Source organism: Nocardiopsis akebiae (assembly GCF_018316795.1).
Classification (GTDB): domain Bacteria; phylum Actinomycetota; class Actinomycetes; order Streptosporangiales; family Streptosporangiaceae; genus Nocardiopsis; species Nocardiopsis dassonvillei.
Genome location: NZ_CP074132.1, coordinates 2,481,551 through 2,500,002, shown reverse-complemented (window position 1 = coordinate 2,500,002; position 18,452 = coordinate 2,481,551). Strand labels below are relative to the sequence as shown.

At 71.8% G+C, this 18,452-nt stretch carries 17 protein-coding genes; 9 read left to right on the top strand and 8 right to left on the bottom strand.

The window, feature by feature from the left end:
- Positions 1 to 3 precede the first annotated feature (3 nt).
- Genes sufC through KGD83_RS10780 form a run of 5 tightly spaced genes read right to left on the bottom strand, consistent with a single transcriptional unit; the run spans position 4 to position 4,472 of the window.
- Positions 4 to 765 carry a Fe-S cluster assembly ATPase SufC gene (sufC, locus tag KGD83_RS10800; protein WP_013153977.1) on the bottom strand — a complete coding sequence of 254 codons (762 nt, stop codon included), beginning with the start codon at positions 763 to 765 and terminating at the stop codon, positions 4 to 6.
- An 8-nt stretch (positions 766 to 773) separates the two neighbouring features.
- A complete protein-coding gene (locus tag KGD83_RS10795; protein WP_013153978.1) occupies positions 774 to 1,109 on the bottom strand; it encodes a non-heme iron oxygenase ferredoxin subunit in 336 nt (111 codons plus the stop codon).
- Entirely contained in the window at positions 1,102 to 2,262 is a 1,161-nt protein-coding gene (gene sufD / locus KGD83_RS10790) for a Fe-S cluster assembly protein SufD (RefSeq protein WP_047869920.1), read from the bottom strand. The genes KGD83_RS10795 and sufD overlap by 8 nt, the downstream gene beginning before the upstream one ends.
- Before the next feature lies 1 nt (position 2,263).
- Positions 2,264 to 3,676 (bottom strand): Fe-S cluster assembly protein SufB, encoded by a 1,413-nt coding sequence (sufB, locus tag KGD83_RS10785; RefSeq protein WP_013153980.1) that lies wholly within the window; start codon positions 3,674 to 3,676, stop codon positions 2,264 to 2,266.
- A 19-nt stretch (positions 3,677 to 3,695) separates the two neighbouring features.
- On the bottom strand, positions 3,696 to 4,472 hold the full coding sequence (locus tag KGD83_RS10780; RefSeq protein WP_212643645.1) for a helix-turn-helix transcriptional regulator: 777 nt from the start codon (positions 4,470 to 4,472) through the stop codon (positions 3,696 to 3,698).
- Between the two features lie 306 nt (positions 4,473 to 4,778).
- On the opposite strand from KGD83_RS10780, the gene KGD83_RS10775 reads away from it, so the two are divergent.
- Positions 4,779 to 5,720 (top strand): ABC transporter ATP-binding protein, encoded by a 942-nt coding sequence (locus KGD83_RS10775; RefSeq protein ID WP_212643644.1) that lies wholly within the window; start codon positions 4,779 to 4,781, stop codon positions 5,718 to 5,720.
- The gene (locus KGD83_RS10770) at positions 5,720 to 6,559 is read left to right on the top strand and encodes an ABC transporter permease (protein ID WP_212643643.1); all 840 of its coding nucleotides are present in this window, start codon (positions 5,720 to 5,722) and stop codon (positions 6,557 to 6,559) included. Before KGD83_RS10775 ends, KGD83_RS10770 begins: the two co-directional genes overlap by 1 nt.
- An 18-nt stretch (positions 6,560 to 6,577) precedes the next feature.
- On the opposite strand, the gene KGD83_RS10765 is transcribed toward KGD83_RS10770, so the two are convergent.
- Positions 6,578 to 7,270 (bottom strand): RICIN domain-containing protein, encoded by a 693-nt coding sequence (locus KGD83_RS10765; protein ID WP_212643642.1) that lies wholly within the window; start codon positions 7,268 to 7,270, stop codon positions 6,578 to 6,580.
- A 124-nt stretch (positions 7,271 to 7,394) separates the two neighbouring features.
- On the opposite strand from KGD83_RS10765, the gene KGD83_RS10760 reads away from it, so the two are divergent.
- The 4 genes from KGD83_RS10760 (at position 7,395) to KGD83_RS10745 (ending at position 10,440) form a co-directional block, all read left to right on the top strand.
- The gene (locus KGD83_RS10760) at positions 7,395 to 7,796 is read left to right on the top strand and encodes a hypothetical protein (protein WP_212643641.1); all 402 of its coding nucleotides are present in this window, start codon (positions 7,395 to 7,397) and stop codon (positions 7,794 to 7,796) included.
- A gap of 6 nt (positions 7,797 to 7,802) precedes the next feature.
- Positions 7,803 to 8,753 carry an EamA family transporter gene (locus KGD83_RS10755; RefSeq protein ID WP_212643640.1) on the top strand — a complete coding sequence of 317 codons (951 nt, stop codon included), beginning with the start codon at positions 7,803 to 7,805 and terminating at the stop codon, positions 8,751 to 8,753.
- A gap of 169 nt (positions 8,754 to 8,922) precedes the next feature.
- Positions 8,923 to 9,117 (top strand): hypothetical protein, encoded by a 195-nt coding sequence (locus KGD83_RS10750; protein WP_212643639.1) that lies wholly within the window; start codon positions 8,923 to 8,925, stop codon positions 9,115 to 9,117.
- 210 nt (positions 9,118 to 9,327) lie between these two features.
- Positions 9,328 to 10,440 (top strand): COX15/CtaA family protein, encoded by a 1,113-nt coding sequence (locus KGD83_RS10745; RefSeq protein WP_212643638.1) that lies wholly within the window; start codon positions 9,328 to 9,330, stop codon positions 10,438 to 10,440.
- Here KGD83_RS10745 and KGD83_RS10740 read toward each other — a convergent pair.
- Positions 10,376 to 11,662: a PrsW family intramembrane metalloprotease gene (locus tag KGD83_RS10740; RefSeq protein WP_212643637.1), complete on the bottom strand. Its 1,287-nt coding sequence runs from the start codon at positions 11,660 to 11,662 to the stop codon at positions 10,376 to 10,378. The genes KGD83_RS10745 and KGD83_RS10740 overlap by 65 nt on opposite strands.
- 148 nt (positions 11,663 to 11,810) lie before the next feature.
- A complete protein-coding gene (locus tag KGD83_RS10735; RefSeq protein WP_212643636.1) occupies positions 11,811 to 12,776 on the bottom strand; it encodes a heme o synthase in 966 nt (321 codons plus the stop codon).
- Between the two features lie 679 nt (positions 12,777 to 13,455).
- On the opposite strand from KGD83_RS10735, the gene tkt reads away from it, so the two are divergent.
- From tkt to zwf, 3 genes are all read left to right on the top strand, one after another.
- A complete protein-coding gene (tkt, locus tag KGD83_RS10730) occupies positions 13,456 to 15,549 on the top strand; it encodes a transketolase (RefSeq protein ID WP_212643635.1) in 2,094 nt (697 codons plus the stop codon).
- A 98-nt stretch (positions 15,550 to 15,647) separates the two neighbouring features.
- Complete coding sequence (gene tal / locus KGD83_RS10725) at positions 15,648 to 16,754, top strand: transaldolase (protein ID WP_212643634.1); 1,107 nt, start codon at positions 15,648 to 15,650, stop codon at positions 16,752 to 16,754.
- Between the two features lie 135 nt (positions 16,755 to 16,889).
- Positions 16,890 to 18,443: a glucose-6-phosphate dehydrogenase gene (gene zwf / locus KGD83_RS10720; RefSeq protein ID WP_212643633.1), complete on the top strand. Its 1,554-nt coding sequence runs from the start codon at positions 16,890 to 16,892 to the stop codon at positions 18,441 to 18,443.
- Positions 18,444 to 18,452 lie beyond the last annotated feature (9 nt).

Here is an 18,452-nt window from a genome sequence, read left to right as displayed (position 1 = left end):
GGGTTACGCGCCCGCCTTCACGAAACGCTCGTAGCCCTCGGCCTCCAGCACGTCGGCCAGCTCCGGGCCGCCGGACTCGGCGACGCGGCCGCCCGCGAAGACGTGCACGAAGTCGGGCTTCACGTAGTTGAGGATCCGGGTGTAGTGCGTGATGAGCATGACGCCCATCTCACCGCTCGCCTTGGCGCGGTTGACGCCCTCGGAGACGACCTTGAGCGCGTCGACGTCCAGGCCGGAGTCGGTCTCGTCCAGGATGGCGACCTTGGGCTTGAGCAGCTCCAGCTGAAGGATCTCGTGGCGCTTCTTCTCACCGCCGGAGAAACCCTCGTTGACGCCGCGGGCGGCGAAGGCCGGGTCGATGGACAGGTCCTTCATCGCTCCCTGGAGCTCCTTGGAGAACTGGCGGAGCTTGGGGGCCTCGCCGCGCACCGCGGTGACGGAGCTGCGCAGGAAGTTGGACATGGACACGCCGGGGACCTCGACCGGGTACTGCATGGCCAGGAACACACCGGCGCGGGCGCGCTCGTCGACGCTCATCTCCAGGATGTTCTCGCCGTCGACGAGGACCTCGCCCTCGGTGATCTCGTAGCGCGGGTGGCCCGCGATCGCGTAGGCGAGGGTGGACTTGCCCGAGCCGTTGGGGCCCATGATGGCGTGGGTCTCACCGGAGTTGACGGTCAGGTCAACGCCCTTGAGGATCTCCTGCCGCTCGTCCTCGCCGATGAGGACGTCGGCGCGCAGGCCGCGGATTTCGAACTTGGTCATTTCAGGCCTCAGGAATTCTTCTCATCCAGCGAGACGAGCACGTCTTCGCCGTCGATCTTCACGTCGTAGGTGGGGACCGCCTGGGTCGCGGGCGGGTTGATCGGCGCCCCCGAGCGCAGGTCGAAGCAGGAGCCGTGCAGCCAGCACTCGATGGTGCCGTCCTCGACCTCGCCCTCTGACAGGCGGACCTCGGCGTGCGAGCACACGTCCCGCACGGCGTACACCTCGCCCTCGCTGCGGACCAGGGCGATGGGTGTCTCGTCGTCGGTCTCGACCCCGAGGGCCCCCTCCTCGGGGATCTCGGAGAGCTCGGCGACCTTCACCCAGCGTCCGGCCTCACTCATGGGCGGCCAGCTTGCGCTCGACCTTGGCCATGATCTCCTCGCGCAGCTCCTCGACCGGGATCCGGTTGATGAGCTCCAGGAAGTAGCCACGGATGACCAGGCGCCGGGCCTCGTCCTCCGGGATGCCCCGGGAGCGCAGGTAGAACAGGTGGATGTCGTCGAGGCGGCCGCTGGCGGCGGCGTGCCCGGCGCCCTCCACCTCACCGGTGAAGATCTCCAGGTTGGGCACCGAGTCCACGCGGGTGTCGTCGGTGAGCTGGAGGTTGCGGTTGTGCTCGTAGGAGTCGGTGCCGGTGGTGCCCTCACCGATGATCACGTCGCCGATCCACACACCGTGGGCGTCCTTGCCGCTCAGCGCGCCCTTGTACTCCACCCGCGAGCGGGTGTTGGACATGTTGTGGTCGATGAGCGAGCGGTGCTCGTGGTGCTGGCCGTCGCCGGTGAAGTACAGCCCGTGGAGCTCGGCGTTGGCGCCGCGCCCCTTGTAGGCCACCTTCGGGGAGAGCCGGACCAGGTCGCCGCCCAGGGTGATCACGATCGACTTGAACGTGGCGTCCTTGGCCACCTGGGCGTTGTGCTGCGAGACGTCGACGGCGTCGCCGTCCCAGTCCTGGAGGCTGATCAGCGTCAGACGCGCGCCCTCGCCGACGTGGATGTCCACGCTGCCCGCGCGCACGCCCGTGCCGGTCTGGTTGAGGACCACGACCGCCTCGGCCAGCGGCTTGACGTCCAGGACGAACTGGTCGTAGCGCGTGCCGCCCTGGGCCTGGCGGTTGACGGTGATCGGCCGCTCCAGGGCCGCGCCCTGCGCGACCGTGATGACCGTGGCCTCCTCGAAGGAGGTGTAGGCCTGGGCGGTGACGCGGTCGGCGGGGAACCCGGCGGTGCCGAGCCGCGCGTCGCCGCGGCCGACCGTCTCGACGGTGGCGCCCTCGGGGGCGTCCACGTCGAGCTTGTCGGTGCCGTCGGCGACCGCGCTGCCGTCGTGCAGGCCCTTGAGGCGGCGGATCGGAGTGAAGCGCCACTCCTCCTCGCGGCCGCCGGGGACGGGGAAGTCGTTCACGTCGAAGGACCCGTGGGTGGCCAACTTGGAGAACGGGATCTCCCCCAGGCCGTGGCTGTGGGCCTTGGGTTCGGTGCTCGGGCTGGTCAACTTAACCAACCGCTCCTTCCATCTGAAGCTCGATCAGCCGGTTCAGTTCCAGCGCGTACTCCATGGGCAGCTCGCGTGCGATGGGCTCGACGAACCCGCGCACGATCATGGCCATGGCCTCGTCCTCGTCCATGCCCCGGCTCATCAGGTAGAAGAGCTGGTCCTCGCTGACCTTGGAGACGGTCGCCTCGTGCGCGAGCTCGGCGTCGTCCTCGCGCAGGTCGTTGTAGGGGTAGGTGTCGGAACGGCTGATGGTGTCGATCAGCAGCGCGTCGCACTTGACCGAGGACTTGGCGTGGTCGGCGCCCTCCTGCACCTGCACCAGTCCCCGGTAGGAGGCGCGGCCCCCGCCGCGTGCCACCGACTTGGAGATGATGGTGGAGGAGGTGTTGGGCGCGCAGTGCACCATCTTGGACCCGGTGTCCTGGTGCTGGCCCTCGCCCGCGAAGGCGATGGACAGGGTCTCGCCCTTGGCGTGCTCGCCCATCAGGTAGACGGCCGGGTACTTCATGGTGACCTGGGAGCCGATGTTGCCGTCGATCCACTCCATGGTCGCGCCCTCTTCGGCCACGGCGCGCTTGGTGACCAGGTTGAAGACGTTGTTGGACCAGTTCTGGATGGTCGTGTAACGGCAGCGGGCGTTCTTCTTGACGATGATCTCCACGACCGCGGAGTGCAGCGAGTCCGACTTGTAGATCGGCGCGGTGCAGCCCTCGACGTAGTGGACGTAGGCGCCCTCGTCGACGATGATCAGGGTCCGCTCGAACTGGCCCATGTTCTCGGTGTTGATCCGGAAGTAGGCCTGGAGCGGGATCTCCACGTGCACGTTCTTGGGCACGTAGATGAACGACCCGCCGCTCCACACGGCGGTGTTGAGCGCGGCGAACTTGTTGTCGCCGGCCGGGATCACGGAGCCGAAGTACTCCTCGAAGATCTCCGGGTGCTCCTTGAGGGCGGTGTCGGTGTCCAGGAAGATGACACCCTGCTCCTCCAGGTCCTCGCGGATCTGGTGGTAGACGACCTCGGACTCGTACTGCGCGGCGACACCGGCGACCAGGCGCTGCTTCTCCGCCTCCGGGATGCCCAGCCTGTCGTAGGTGTTCTTGATGTCCTCGGGCAGGTCCTCCCAGGAGGTGGCCTGCTTCTCCGTGGACCGCACGAAGTACTTGATGTTGTCGAAGTCGATCTTGGACAGGTCCGCGCCCCAGTTGGGCATGGGCTTCTTGTCGAAGAGCCGCAGGGACTTGAGGCGGAGCTTGGTCATCCACTCCGGCTCGTCCTTCTTGGCGGAGATGTCGCGGACGACCTCTTCGTTCAGACCGCGGCGGGCCGAGGCCCCGGCCGCGTCGGAGTCGGCCCAGCCGTACTCGTATGTTCCGATCCCCTCGAGCTCGGGATGCGCGATAGACGTCATGCGCGGACTCCTCCTGGACTCAGACGTCCTTGTGGTGAACTGAGCCTTCCGCCGCCTGGCGGATGGCCTTGGACGCGGGGGTGCCGTCCTCCCCGCTCTCCGCGTCGCCCCGGGGGGTGACGTGGGTGGTGCACACACCGTCGCCGTGGGCGATGGTGGCCAGCCTGCGCACCGGGGTGCCCAGCAGCCGCGCGAAGGCCTCGATCTCGGCCTCGCAGAGTTGCGGGAACTCGGCGGCCACGTGCGCGACGGGGCAGTGGTGCTGGCACAACTGGTCGCCGCCGCCGGGTGCGGGCGCCTGACCCGCGGTGGCGGCGTAGCCGTCGTTGGAGAGGGCCTCGGCCAGCAGCCGGACGCGTTGCTTGGCGGGAACCGCGTCCAGCAGGGGCTTGTAGCGCCGCTCCAGGTCGGCGACCTGGCTGCGGGCGAACTCGCCGACGGCTCCGGGACCGGCCGTGTCGGCCAGGAAGCGGAGCGCGCTGGTGGCGAGGTCGTCGTAGGCGTGGACAAAGGCGTCGCGTCCGGCCTCGGTGATGGCGAAGACGCGCGCCGGGCGGCCCCGGCGGCGTCGCCCGCCGTGGGGCCGGGCGTCGCGGGCCTCGACCATGCCCTCGCTGGTCAGGTTGTCGAGGTGGCGGCGGATGGCCGCCGGTGTGAGCCCGAGCCGCTCCCCCAGTGCGGAGGCGGTGATCGGGCCCTTCTCCAGGATGAGCCGCGCGACCCGTGCGCGGGTGCCGGTCTCGGCCCCGCGCTCCGTTCCGGCGAGGGGACGGGACACACTGGACGTCTCGGACACGGTCTTCCCCTCCCCCTCTGGCACGGCTCCTGGTTTTGACAACATCAGTGTGGCTTAAATAAGTCCGTCGAGGCAAACCCGACCCCATGGACTTGATCACCAAGGACAGGCTTGCCTAACAGGGGGTTCACGCACCGGCAACCCCGTGGACACGAACGGGAACGGGCCCGGGATCCTTCCCGATGACCATATGCCGAGACCGCCGTATCGGGATGCGGACAGAAGTGTTCGGCGCGCCGCCGGACCCCGAACGGCCCGGCCGGGGCGGTGAAGCCCTCCGCCGGGCCGCACGTAGACTCAGGGCCCATGGACACAGCCGCGGTCGAGGTCGTCGACCTGGTCAAGCGCTACGGCGCCACCACCGCAGTCACCGGCCTCACCTTCAGCGCGCGCCGGGGCGCGGTGACGGCGCTGCTCGGTCCCAACGGAGCGGGCAAGACGAGCACCATCGAGATCTGCGAGGGCTTCCGCCGCGCCGACGGCGGGCGGGTGCGGGTGCTGGGCCTGGACCCCGTGGCCGACTCCGGCGCCCTCAAACCCCGCGTCGGGGTGATGCCCCAGTCCGGGGGCGTGCCCACCGGCGCCCGCGCCGCCGAGTGGCTGCGGCTGATGGCCTCCTTCCACGCCCGGCCGATCGAGCCCCGCCTGCTGCTGGAGCGGCTGGGCCTGACCTCGGTTGCCGCCACGCCCTTCCGCCGCCTGTCCGGCGGCCAGCAGCAGCGCCTGTCCCTGGCCTGCGCCGTGGTGGGCCGCCCCGAGCTGGTCTTCCTGGACGAGCCGACCGCGGGCCTGGACCCGCAGGCGCGCATGGCCACCTGGGACCTGGTGGCGGCCCTGCGCGAGGCGGGTGTGGCGGTGATCCTGACCACGCACTACATGGAGGAGGCCGAGCGGCTGGCCGACCACGTGGTCATCATCGACCGCGGCGCCGTGGTCGCCGAGGGCACCCCCGCCGAGCTGACCGGAGAGCGCCGCGAGGTCTGCTTCTCCGCCGAGGCCCCCGTGGACACGGCCCTGCTGGAGGCCGCCCTGCCCGAGGGCAGCCGGGTGGAGGCCCACGGCCCCGCCGACGGCCGCCGCGAGTACGCGGTCGTCCCCGGCGGAGCGGGAGCGCCCGGCCCGGAGTTCCTGGCCACGGTCACCGCCTGGTGCGCCTCGGCCGGAGTCCTGGCCGAGGACCTGCGCGTGCGGCGGCGTACCCTCGAAGACGTCTTCCTCGAACTCACCGGCAGGGAACTGCGCGACTGATGCACGAGCACACCTCCACCGCCTCCGCGCGGGCGGCCGCCGACGCGCCCGCTCACGGAGGCGACGACGCCTCGCTGTTCACCCCCGCGCCCGGGGCCGCGCCGATGTGGCGGATGGTCGCCGCGCAGGCCCAGATGGAGCTGCGGGTCATGCTGCGCCACGGCGAGCAGTTCCTGCTCACCATGGTGATCCCCGTGCTGCTGCTGGTGGGCTTCAGCCTCACCTCGGTGCTGGACGTGGGCGAGGGGGCGCGGGTGGACGCGCTCACGCCCGGCGTGCTGGCGCTGGCGGTGATGTCCACGTCGTTCACGGGCCTGGCCATCGGCACCGGCTTCGAACGCCGCTACGGGGTGCTCAAGCGGCTGGGGGCGACCCCGCTGTCGCGCTTCGGCCTGCTGGCCGCCAAGACCCTGGCCGTGCTGGGCGTGCAGGCGATCCAGACGGTGGTGCTGTGCGCGGTGGCGCTGATGCTGGGCTGGTCGCCCGCGGTGAGCCCGGCGGGCGTGCTGGCGTCCGTGGCGCTGGTGCTGCTGGCCACCGCCGCGTTCAGCTCGCTGGCCCTGCTGATGGCGGGAACGCTGCGGGCCGAGGCGACCCTGGCCGGGGCCAACCTGGTGTACGTGCTGCTGCTGGGCCTGGGCGGGGTGCTCTTCCCCGTCAGCAGCTTCCCCGGCCCCCTGGAGCAGGCGGCGTCGGCGCTGCCGATCACCGCGCTCAGCTCGGGGCTGCGGACGGTCCTGGCCGACGGCTCCCTGCCCGGCCCGGGCGCGTTCGCCGTGCTGGCCGTGTGGGCGCTGGTCTGCGGCGCGCTGGCCAGCCGCCTCTTCCGCTGGGAGTAGCCCGGGCCCCGGCCGGAGTCAGCTCAGCGGCAGCAGGCGCCACTGCTGGTGGGCGTGGCCGCCGTCGGGCGCCTGGGCGACCCTGGTGCCGTTGTCGGGGGCGCCGCCCTGCGCCTCCAGCGCCTGGCCGGTGGCCCGGTTGACCAGGCGGACCACACCCGGCCCCACCTCGACGAGCGACCAGTGCTGGTTGGGTGAGCCGGTACGGGTGAGCAGGGCAGCGCCGGGCTGCGCGGCCGGGTCGGCGGGGATCTCCAGGAGCTTGCCGCTGCCCACGCCCTCGATCTCGTAGAAGCCCCCGTCCACGGGGATGAAGCGCCACTGCTGGTTGGTCTGGTCGTGGCGGTCCCACAGGTGGACGGGCGCGCCGTTGGCGGTGGACGTACCCGCGACGTCCATGACGCGGCCGCCGTGGACGCTCTGGACCGCGTAGACGAGCGCGGGGTCCAGCCCCGCCGGGTGGACCACCTCCTCCTCAGACGGCTCCTCGGTGGGCTCCTCGGCCTCGGGGGCGCCGGGCGGCTGGACAAGGATGCCCGAGGCCGTGGTCATCTCCGGCTCCTCGGGCCGGTCCCCGCCGGAGACGAGCAGGCCCCCCGTGTAACCGCCGACGAGGGCCACCAGCAGCAGCGCCAGGGCTCCGGCCAGGAGCGGCCAGCGGGGGACGTACCGGTCGTGGTCGCGGGGGGAACGGGCACGGCGTCGGGACATTGAGGACACTCCAGCGGGGTGCGGGCGGGGGCCGCGTCGATCCACGGCCCGGACCATTTCACACCACTTCGCCGGTTTGGTGCACGTTCGCCCGCCAGTGGCGGGGGCTCGATAGGGTCCGGGCATGGAAGCGCTCGGAGTCCCCTGGTTCATCGCGGTCCGCTACCTCGGCCCGCCGTTGCTCCTGCTCGCCGCGGGCGGCGCGCTGACGCTGTGGCGGCGGCCCGCCCGGCCCGGACTGGTGTGGGCCGCGCTGCTGGTGAACCTGCTCGCGGCGGCGCTGCCGTTCCTGTGGATCGGGGTGCAGCTCCTGACCGGACGGGCGGACCAGACGGTGCACGGTCTGGTCATGACGCTGGCGCAGCCCGCGGTGGCCACGGCGGCCTGGGGACTGCTGCTGGCCGCGGTCGTGGCACGGCCCCGCGGGCCGGACCGGCCCGCGAGGGGCCGGAACCGGGCGGACCGGGGACGGGCGCGGACCGGGGACGGCGGGGAGACGGAGAGGACCCCCGAAAACGTAGGATGACTTCCCATGAGCACTCCGTCCCGGCCCCAGGCAGCGTTCTCCCCGCTCCGAGCGGTGGAGGCGGTGCCCCCGGTCTGGCTGGTGATGGTCGGCATCGTCTCGGTGCAGACCGGCGCCGGGGTGGCCAAGAACCTCTTCGACGCGCTGCCCCCGGCCGCGGTCGTGTGGCTGCGGCTGCTGACCTCGGCGGTGCTCCTGGTCCTGGTGGCGCGGCCGGTGCTCAGGGCGCGCTCGCGCGGGGACTGGTGGGTGGTGGTCGGCTACGGCGTCGCGCTGGCGATGATGAACTTCCTCATCTACCAGGCCTTCGCGCGCATCCCGCTGGGGATCGCGGTCACCATCGAGTACTTGGGGCCGCTGGCCATCGCGATCCTGGGATCGCGCCGCCGGGTCGACCTGGTGTGGGCGGGCCTGGCCGGGCTGGGCGTGGTCGCGCTGGGGCTGGAGTCGGGCTCGATGGACCCGCTGGGCATCCTGTTCGCCGTGCTGGCCGCGGTGGCCTGGGCGGGCTACATCCTGCTCAGCGCGTCGACGGGCCAGCGGTTCAGCGGCGCGTCCGGCCTGGCGATCGCCAGCGTCGTAGGCGTAGTCGTCATGGCGCCGATCGGGGTGTACGAGGGGGGCGCGGCCCTGCTCGACTGGCGCCTGCTGCTGTTCGGCCTGGTGGTCGGCGTGCTGTCCTCGGTGGTGCCCTACACGCTGGAGCTGACCGCGCTGCGCCGGATGCCGCCGCGCGTGTTCGGGGTGCTGATGAGCCTCCAGCCCGCCGCCGCGGCGCTGGTGGGCCTGGTGGTGCTGGGTGAGCTGCTGAGCGTGTGGCAGTGGTTCGCGGTGGCCTGCGTGATCGTGGCCAGCGCGGGTTCCACGCGCACCTCGGCCCGCGACGGCGAGGACCGCGGCCCCGAGGCCGACGGCGCGTCCGCCCGGCCGTCCCGGAAGGACCCCGGAGAGCGCTAGGCGGGCCCGGTCCGCGGTCGTCGTGTGCGCGGCGCGCCCGCCGGGGCGGCCCGTCCGGGAAGACGGTGGCAGGAGTTTTGCCACTCAGTGTTTCCGAATAGACACAAATGGTTATCTGTCCTGGTGGGTCGGCCAACCGGCTGGACCGCTCGCATTCGAAGGGGGAGCCATGCGCACCACCGCCAAGATGATGATGACCGCTCTGTTCACCGCCGGCCTGCTCGGCATGGGGCTCGGGACCGCCTCCGCGGGCGAGACCGACACCGACGTCTACCAGGCGTGCGTGAAGGAGCAGGGCGTTCTCGGCCTGATCAACCTGAACCTGGAGCTGCTCAACCAGTGCATCTCCAACCACGCCGGCTAGGGTCCCGCCGACAGGTCGGGGGCGGCGGGCCCTCCCGAACCGACGAGCCCCGGGATCGGGCCGATCGGGAGATTCGGACCCCGCCGTCGCGGAGGGGGCGTCCACACGCGGGCGCCCCCTCCCCCGTGTCCGACGACGGCGTCGACGCAGGTGGGAGACGTCGCGGGGGGCGGACACCGACCCCCGCGACGATGTACTACAGTCTGTCGTATGTCTGTTTCCCCGGCCTCCGCGGTGCTGGCCGCGAACTCGGTCCCCCCGCTCGCGGCGGAGGACATCTCCCTTCTCGGATTCCCCCTGTGGGGCTGGCAGATCGCCGTAGCGACCGCCGGAGTGCTCGCTCTGGTGCTGCTCGCGCGCACGATCTGGACGCCCACGCAGCGGTCGCTGCGGGCCTGGGCGCTCGGCAACATCGTGGTCAACGCGGGGATCGCCGTCACCGGCGCCACCGTCCGCGTCACCTCCTCGGGCCTGGGCTGCTCGGAGTGGCCCAGGTGCACGCCGGAGAGCTTCGTGCCCATCGACACCGGGCACGCCGCGCTCAACGCCGCCATCGAGTTCGGCAACCGGACGCTCACCTTCGTCGTGCTGGCGGTCGCCGTCATCACCTTCATCGCGGTCATGCGGATGAGCCCGCGCCGCCCCGATCTGGTCCGGCTGGCCGTCATCGTGCCGTTCGGCGTCCTGGGCCAGGGCGTGGTCGGCGGCATCACCGTGTGGACCGACCTGCACCCCGCCTCGGTGGCCGCGCACTTCCTGCTGTCCATGGTGATGGTCTTCGTCACGGTCGCCCTGTACGTGCGCTGCCAGGAGCCCGAGGGAAAGCCGCAGGTGTCCGCGGGACCCATGCTGCACGCCCTGAGCATCGGCCTGGTCGTGGTCGGCTTCGTCCTGCTGGTCGCCGGGACCATCGTCACCGGCACCGGCCCGCACGGCGGCGACGCCGCGGCCCCCCGCTGGGGGTTCGACCTGGCGGCGGTCACCCGCCTGCACTCCGCGCTGGCCTGGCTCACCACGGCCGGGGCCGTGCTGGTCACCGTCATCGCCTTCCGCGGCGGCGCCCGGCGTCCGGTCCGCGTGAGCAGCGTGTTCCTGCTTGTGACCGTCGTCCTCCAGGGCGTCGTGGGCTACACCCAGTACGCCCTGGAACTCCCCGAGGCCCTGGTGGTCCTGCACGTTCTGGGCTCAGCCCTGACCTGGGTCGCGATCTGCCGCCTGTACTTCTCCACCACGCGCCTGGTGCCGCCGGGCCAGGAGCTCAGCGAGGACCCTGCGGACCGTGACGGGGAACGTAGTCCTGTTGTGCCCGCGCCTGGGCGATGACGTGCGCGAAGTCGGCCCGGCGCAGGAAGCCGGAGTCGGTGGGGCTCTCCGCCCAGCCCGGGGCGACCGGCTGGGGCATCCGCCCCAGGAAGGTGTCCCGGGCCACGTGCATCAGCGCCAGGAACGAGTCCCGGTGGACCTTCCAGGCGGGCGCGGGCAGCCCGGCGTCCAGCCTGCGGTGCAGGAGCGCGAGCTCGGTGGCGGCGAGCTGGTACTCGCGCATCGCCTCGCGGCCCCTGCGGCCGGCGTTGCGCGCCGCCCACTCCCGGGCCCGGCGGCGCCCCTGAAGTGAGCTGAGCATGGCGATGTCAGCCGGGCTGACCAGGCCTGTGGAGACGTAGGGCGGCAGGTACCGGGCGATCGCGCCGATCTGCCGGTGGCGGTCGCGGGTCGCCAGCGCCAGGATCGCCATGAGTACGCCGAAGAGCACCATGTAGGCGACGGCCAGACCGGACCAGCCGAAGTAGGTGGACCCGTTCCACATGCCGTGCAGCAGCACCGCCGCGGCCCACCCGGCGGCGGGGGCCAGCAGGCGCAGGGCTCCGGAGCGCATGGCGGCGTAGGCCACGCCGATGCCGATCATCGCGGTGTAGACCGGGTGCCCGAACGGGGCGATCAGCCCCCGGATGGCGAAGGTGGCCACCAGGGTGCCGTCGAAGAACGCGCTGAGGAAGTACAGGATGTTCTCGGTGAAGGCGAAGCCGGTGGCGACCATCCCCGCGTAGATCACCCCGTCGGTGAAGGTGTCCAGCTCGTGGCGGCGCCGCCAGAGCAGGATCAGCAGCACCACGCCCTTGGCGCTCTCCTCCACCAGCGGCGCCACCGCCGACGTGCCCAGGAAGTCGCCCAGGTCGCGGCCGAACAACGGCACCGTGACGTGGGCCAGGCCCCAGCTGTTGAGCAGCAGGGAGACCACCACGGCCACGCCCGCGCCCCAGGCGAAGGCGAAGAACAGCACCCATCCGGGCTCGGGCTCGATCCGGTCGAGCATGAGGATGAGCGGCACGAGGATGCACACGGGGATGACCGCGGCGACGAGGCTGACGGCGAAGCCGAGTCCTCCGTCGATCCCGGCGGCCGCTCCCCCGGCCAGGGCGAGCAGCCACAGGTAGACCAGCATCCCGATCATGCAGACCACGCTGACGGTGGTGCCCAGGATGAGGGTCATCGAGTAGCGCGAGCGTCGGCCCTGGAGGATGGCCTTGCTGTCGAGACGGGGCATGGGCACCGATCGTAGCGGGAACCGGGCCGACCACGGCTTTCGCCCCCGGCCGACCGCGGGGAGGAGCGCACGGGCCCCGACCGGCGGCGGCCCGGCCTTCCGCGGGCGGCACCCGCGCCGGAGCGCCGCCCGCGGAAGGCCGGCGGCCTCAGCCCAGGACGCCCGCGATCAGGGGGTCGACGGTGACCGCCACGAACAGCAGCGCCAGGTAGGCGTTGGACAGGTGGAAGAAGCCCATCGTCTTGAGCTGCGCGCCGGTCACGCCCGCGCGGGAGCGGTTGAGCAGGCGGTGCGCCTGGACGATCAGCAGCGCGCCCAGTGCGACGGCGACCGCGCCGTAGAACCAGGTGGTGCCCGCCACCGGCCAGAACAGCACCGACACGACCGCGGTGGCCCAGCTGTAGAGCACGCACTCCAGCAGCACCCGGCGGTCGGTGGCGACCACGGGCAGCATCGGCACCTTGGCCTGGGCGTAGTCCTCCTTGTAGCGCATGGCCAGCGTCCAGGTGTGCGGCGGCGTCCAGAAGAACACCACCAGGAACAGCACGAACGGGGCCCAGTCCAGGCTGTTGGTCACCGCGGCCCAGCCGATGAGCACCGGCATGCACCCGGCGATGCCGCCCCACACCACGTTCTGCGCGGTGCGCCGCTTGAGCAGCAGCGTGTACACGAAGATGTAGAACAGGATCGCGAAGACCGACAGCACGGCCGAGAGCACGTTCACCAGGAGGGCGAACCCGACGGTGGAGCCGACGGCCAGCACCAGGCCGTAGACGAGGGCTCCGCGCGGGGTGACCAGGTCCATCGCGCCGGGGCGCTGGCGGGTGCGACGCATCTCACGGTCGATGTCGCGGTCGATGTAGCAGTTCATCGCGTTCGCGCTGGCCGCCGACATGGTGCCGAACACCAGGGTGGCGACCGCGGTCCACAGCGGCGGCACTCCCCCGGCCGCGACGAACATCACCGGGATGGTGGTGATGAGCAGCAGCTCGATGACGCGGGGCTTGGAAAGGGCGACGTAGGCGCGGACGTGGGCGCCCAGCGAGGCCCCGCGGGGGGTCTGGGGCTGGTCGCCGTGCGGGTTCGTCCGCGGGGCGCGGTTGGTGAGGGCCATCAGTACCCGGTCCTCACGGCCGGACGGTTCTCTCGCGTCCCCCCGGGGGCCACCGGCTCGGTTTCAGACACGCGGATACCTCGACAACTCTAGGGGTTTCGACACTGCTCGCCACGCGGGGGCCGGCGGACCGACAAAGCGTCTGGATCGGCGGAAACCCCGTCAACGACATACTGTAGTACTTCCTCACGCGCGCCTGAGACCAGCCCCCTCACAAGGAAAACCGCTGGTCCTCGGGCCCGGATGCGCGCGGTGGTCCGCCGGGTGTACTGAAGGGTCGCACAGGCCCCGATGCGCTTCCAGCCCGCCACGCACCGCCCGCGGCCCCCGCCCCGCGGCTCGGCCGCCGGTGTCCGCGCCGCCCGGATTCGCCCGAGAGGCGGTTCCCACACCCCTACCGGCCGGTAATCAGAGGTGTCGGGCAACGACATCCCGGGTAGCGGACGATAGGCTCGATCGTGGCCGAATCCGTCGTGGTACCCAGCCCGCGGCGACCGTCGCCCGGGGACGCCGCGTCCGTGCCCTGAACAGCAGCGGGTGCGCGTTCCCGCCGTACTCGGCCCCGCCCGCACGGCGGGCCGCCCCGGTTCCGGCGGCGGTTCGAGAACGAACGCAACCGACACACCCCGCGCTCCGGCCGCCGGGCGCGGGGGGTGCCCGAGAAGGAGAACGCAAGTCCGTGAACGCCCACACCCCGCAAACCCTGGAGTGGTCGGACCTCGACCTCCGCGCCGTCAACACGGTCCGGGCCCTGGCGATGGACGCGGTCGAGAAGTCGGGTAACGGACACCCCGGCACCGCGATGAGCCTGGCGCCAGCCGCCTACCTGCTCTTCCAGAAGATCATGCGCCACGACCCCTCGGACCCGGAGTGGACGGGCCGGGACCGCTTCGTGCTGTCGATCGGCCACTCCAGCCTCACCCTGTACATCCAGCTTTACCTCGCCGGATACGGGCTCGAACTGGACGACCTCAAGAGCCTGCGCCAGTGGGGCAGCCGCACGCCCGGCCACCCCGAGTTCAGCCACACGCCGGGGGTGGAGACCACCACCGGCCCGCTGGGCCAGGGCGTGGGCAACGCGGTCGGCATGGCCATGGCCGCCCGCCGTGAGCGCGGCCTGTTCAACCCCGAGGCCGGTCCGGGCGCCAGCCCCTTCGACCACCACATCTACGCCTTCTGCTCCGACGGAGACGTCCAGGAGGGCGTGAGCCACGAGGCCAGCGCCCTGGCCGGGACCCAGCAGCTGGGCAACCTCATCATGATCTGGGACGACAACCGGATCTCCATCGAGGACGACACCCGCATCGCGCACTCCGAGGACGTCGCCGAGCGCTACCGCGCCTACGGCTGGCACGTGGAGGAGGTCGACTGGAGCGCCACCGGCGAGTACGTCGAAGACGTCGAGGCCCTGTACCAGGCGATCTTGCGCGGCAAGGCCGAGACCGAGCGCCCGACCTTCATCCGCCTGCGCACCGTCATCGGATGGCCCGCGCCCAACAAGCAGAACACCGGCGCCATCCACGGCGCGGCCATCGGCGCCGACGAGATCTCCGCCACCAAGGCGATCCTCGGCCTGCCCGACGAGCCCTTCGGCGTCGAGGACGCGGTGATCGAGCACACCCGCCGCGCCGTGGACCGGGGCCGCGAGGCCCGCGCCGCCTGGGAGGTGGAGTTCAGGGCCTGGCACGACAGCGCCGGGGAGCACGCCGAACTGTTCGACCGCCTGGTCGAGAAGAGGCTGCCCGAGGGCTGGGAGAAGGCCCTGCCGACCTTCGAGGCCAGCGAGAAGGGCATGGCCACCCGCAAGGCCAGCGGCGAGGTGCTCTCGGCCCTGGCGCCGCTGCTGCCCGAGCTGTGGGGCGGCTCGGCCGACCTGGCCGGGTCCAACAACACCACGCCCAAGGGCGAGCCGTCCTTCCTGCCCTTCGACCGCGCCAGCGAGATGTTCCCGGGCAGCCCCTACGGGCGCGTGCTGCACTTCGGCGTGCGCGAGCACGGCATGGGCTCCATCCTCAACGGCATGGCCCTGCACGGCCCGACCCGGCCCTACGGCGGCACCTTCCTCGTCTTCAGCGACTACATGCGCCCCGCGGTCCGGCTGGCCGCCATCATGCAGCTGCCGGTCACCTACGTGTGGACGCACGACTCCATCGGCCTGGGCGAGGACGGCCCCACCCACCAGCCGGTCGAGCACCTGTGGGCGCTGCGCGCCATCTACGGGCTGGACGTGATCCGCCCGGCCGACGCGAACGAGACCGCCGTGGTGTGGCGCGAGGTCGTCGAGCGGGGCGACCGCCCGTCCGCGCTGGCGCTGACCCGCCAGAACCTGCCCGTCCTGGACCGCGAGGAGTACGCCTCGGCCGAGGGCGCGGTCAAGGGCGGCTACGTGCTGGCCGAGGCCGACGGGGAGGCCCCCGAGGTGATCATCATGGCCACCGGCAGCGAGGTGCAGATCGCCCTGGACGCCCGCAAGGCGCTCCAGGAGGCGGGCACGCCCACCCGCGTGGTGTCCATGACGTGCGTGGAGTGGTTCGAGCGCCAGAGCGAGGAGTACCGCGAGCAGGTGCTGCCCTCCTCCGTGCGCGCCCGCGTGTCGGTGGAGGCCGGGATCGCCCTGGGCTGGCGCGAGTACGTCGGCGACGCCGGCGAGTCGGTGAGCCTGGAGCACTACGGCGCCTCCGCCCCGTACCAGGTCCTGTACGAGAAGTTCGGCTTCACGACCGAGGCGGTCGTCGAGGCGGCCCGCAAGAGCATCGCCAAGGCCGGCAGCTGACCCCGGCGGGCCCCGCCGGAGGATCCCGGCGGGGCCCGTCCTCCTCTGACGTGTGTGACCGGGGGCGGCGCTCCGCCCCCAGGAAGGCGGAAGAACCCATGAGCAACGCACTCCGCGACCTGTCCCAGGCGGGCGTGGCCGTCTGGATCGACGACATCAGCCGCGAGCGGCTGCGCTCGGGCAACCTGTCCGAGCTGATGTCGACCCGCCACGTGGTCGGCGTCACCTCCAACCCCACCATCTTCGACAAGGCGCTCGCCGAGGGCGACGCCTACGACCAGCAGGTCCACGAGCTGGCCGTGCGGGGCGTGTCGGTGGAGGAGGCGGTGCGCATGATCACCACCTACGACATCCGCTGGGCCGCGGACACCCTGCGCCCGGTCTACGACTCCACCGACCGCGTGGACGGGCGCGTCTCCCTGGAGGTGGACCCGCGCCTGGCCGGCGACACCGAGCGCACGGCCGCCGAGGCCAAGGCGCTGTGGTGGATGGTGGACCGGCCCAACCTGATGGTCAAGATCCCGGCCACGGCCGCGGGCCTGCCCGCGATCACGCGGGTGCTGGGCGAGGGCATCAGCGTCAACGTCACGCTGATCTTCTCCCTGGAGCGCTACCGCCAGGTGATGGACGCCTTCCTGGAGGGCATGGAGCTGGCCCGCGCCAACGGCCACGACCTGTCCCGCATCCAGTCGGTGGCCTCGTTCTTCGTCAGCCGCGTGGACACCGAGGTGGACAAGCGCCTGAAGGAGATCGGCACCGACGAGGCGCTGTCCCTGCTGGGCCGCGCCGCCCTGGCCAACGCCCGCCTGGCCTACGAGGCCCACCAGGAGGTCTTCGCCTCCCCCGAGTGGAAGGCCCTGGAGGAGCACGGCGCCACGCCGCAGCGGCCGCTGTGGGCCTCCACCGGTGTGAAGGACCCCTCCTACGAGGACACCCTCTACGTCACGCAGCTGGTGGCGCGCGACACCGTCAACACGATGCCGGAGGCCACGCTGGAGGCCACCGCCGACCACGGCGAGATCACCGGCAACACCGTGCTGGGCACCTACGAGCAGGCCCGCGCCGACTTCGCGGCGCTGGAGAACGCCGGGGTCAACCTGACCGACGTGTTCGCCGTGCTGGAGGACGAGGGCGTGGACAAGTTCGTCAAGTCCTGGGAGAGCCTGCTGAGCGCGCTCTCGGCCAAGCTCGACAAGCTGTCCTGAGCCGCGCGGCCGTCCCGGCGACGGGACGGCCGCGCCTTTCCCGCCCGTCCCCACCCGCCTGCCCCGGCGGGGGCGGCGCCCAGCCTCCCACCGGCCACTCTCGACAGGAAAGACGGGAACTTGAAAGAACCGGTGATGCCGGGAGCGGTACCCAACCCGCTCCGCAACGCCCTGGACCGCAGACTGCCCCGTATCGCCGGACCCAGCGTGCTGGTGCTCTTCGGCGTCACGGGCGACCTGGCCCGCAAGAAGCTCCTGCCGGCCATCTACGACCTGGCCAACCGGGGACTGCTGCCGCCGGGCTTCGGCCTGGTGGGGTTCGCCCGCCGGGACTGGGAGGACCAGGACTTCGCCGACGAGGCCTACCAGGCGGTGCGCGAGCACGCGCGCACCCCGTTCCGCGAGGACGTGTGGCGCCAGCTCAGCGAGGGCGTCCGGTTCGTCCAGGGCGAACTGCACGACGACGACGCGTTCGACCGCCTGGCCGACTGCGTGCGCACCCTGGACGCCGAGCGCGGCACCGGCGGCAACTACGCGTTCTACCTGTCGCTGCCGCCCAAGCTGTTCCCCACCGTGGTCAAGCAGCTCAAGCGGAGCGGCCTGGCCGAACCCGAGGAGGACCAGGTCTCCGAGGGCGGGATCCGCCCGTGGCGGCGGGTGGTGATCGAGAAGCCCTTCGGCCACGACCTGGAGAGCGCCCGGGACCTCAACGCGGTGGTGGACGACGTGTTCCCGCCCTCGTCGGTGTTCCGCATCGACCACTACCTGGGCAAGGAGACGGTCCAGAACATCCTGGCCCTGCGCTTCGCCAACACCCTCTTCGAGCCGCTGTGGAACCGCAGCTACGTGGACCACGTGCAGATCACCATGGCCGAGGACATCGGCGTGGGCGGCCGGGCGGGCTACTACGACGGGATCGGCGCGGCCCGCGACGTCATCCAGAACCACCTCCTCCAGCTGCTGGCCCTGGTCGCGATGGAGGAGCCAATCTCCTACAGCGCGGACGCGCTGCGTGCGGAGAAGGAGAAGGTGCTGGCGTCGGTGTCGCTGCCCGAGGACCTGTCCACGGGCACCGCGCGCGGCCAGTACGCGGCGGGCTGGCAGGGCGGCGCGGCGGTGCGCGGCTACCTGGAGGAGGAGGGCATCCCCTCCGACTCGGTGACCGAGACCTACGCGGCGCTGAAGCTGTCGGTGGACACCCGGCGCTGGTCGGGCGTGCCCTTCTACCTGCGCACCGGCAAGCGGCTGGGCCGCAGGGTGACGGAGGTGGCGCTGGTGTTCCAGGCCGCTCCGCAGCAGCTGTTCCCGCGCACCGACGTCAGCGAGGTGGGGCAGAACGCCCTGGTGCTGCGCATCCAGCCGGACGAGGGCGTGACGCTGCGCTTCGGCTCCAAGGTGCCCGGGGCCAGCATGGAGGTCCGCGACGTGAGCATGGACTTCGCCTACGGGCAGTCCTTCACCGAGGCCAGCCCCGAGGCCTACGAGCGGCTCATCCTGGACGTGCTCATCGGCGACCCGCCGCTGTTCCCGCGCCAGGAGGAGGTCGAGCTGTCCTGGCGGATCCTGGACCCGGTCGAGGAGTACTGGGCCAAGGCGGGCCAGCCCGAGCAGTACGGCTCGGGCACCTGGGGCCCGGAGTCGGCCGAGCAGCTGCTCTCCAGGGACGGACGCCAGTGGCGGCGCCCGTGACCAGCCACG

Excerpts from the sequence above, each read along its gene's own strand:
- KGD83_RS10760 (WP_212643641.1), top strand. The coding sequence starts at position 7,395 with ATGGAAGCGCTCGGAGTCCCCTGGTTCATCGCGGTCCGCTACCTCGGC.
- sufB (WP_013153980.1), bottom strand. The coding sequence starts at position 3,676 with ATGACGTCTATCGCGCATCCCGAGCTCGAGGGGATCGGAACATACGAG.
- KGD83_RS10775 (WP_212643644.1), top strand. The coding sequence starts at position 4,779 with ATGGACACAGCCGCGGTCGAGGTCGTCGACCTGGTCAAGCGCTACGGC.
- KGD83_RS10745 (WP_212643638.1), top strand. The coding sequence starts at position 9,328 with ATGTCTGTTTCCCCGGCCTCCGCGGTGCTGGCCGCGAACTCGGTCCCC.
- KGD83_RS10750 (WP_212643639.1), top strand. The coding sequence starts at position 8,923 with ATGCGCACCACCGCCAAGATGATGATGACCGCTCTGTTCACCGCCGGC.
- KGD83_RS10735 (WP_212643636.1), bottom strand. The coding sequence starts at position 12,776 with ATGGCCCTCACCAACCGCGCCCCGCGGACGAACCCGCACGGCGACCAG.
- KGD83_RS10755 (WP_212643640.1), top strand. The coding sequence starts at position 7,803 with ATGAGCACTCCGTCCCGGCCCCAGGCAGCGTTCTCCCCGCTCCGAGCG.
- sufC (WP_013153977.1), bottom strand. The coding sequence starts at position 765 with ATGACCAAGTTCGAAATCCGCGGCCTGCGCGCCGACGTCCTCATCGGC.
- KGD83_RS10795 (WP_013153978.1), bottom strand. The coding sequence starts at position 1,109 with ATGAGTGAGGCCGGACGCTGGGTGAAGGTCGCCGAGCTCTCCGAGATC.
- KGD83_RS10740 (WP_212643637.1), bottom strand. The coding sequence starts at position 11,662 with ATGCCCCGTCTCGACAGCAAGGCCATCCTCCAGGGCCGACGCTCGCGC.
- zwf (WP_212643633.1), top strand. The coding sequence starts at position 16,890 with ATGCCGGGAGCGGTACCCAACCCGCTCCGCAACGCCCTGGACCGCAGA.
- KGD83_RS10765 (WP_212643642.1), bottom strand. The coding sequence starts at position 7,270 with ATGTCCCGACGCCGTGCCCGTTCCCCCCGCGACCACGACCGGTACGTC.
- tal (WP_212643634.1), top strand. The coding sequence starts at position 15,648 with ATGAGCAACGCACTCCGCGACCTGTCCCAGGCGGGCGTGGCCGTCTGG.
- KGD83_RS10770 (WP_212643643.1), top strand. The coding sequence starts at position 5,720 with ATGCACGAGCACACCTCCACCGCCTCCGCGCGGGCGGCCGCCGACGCG.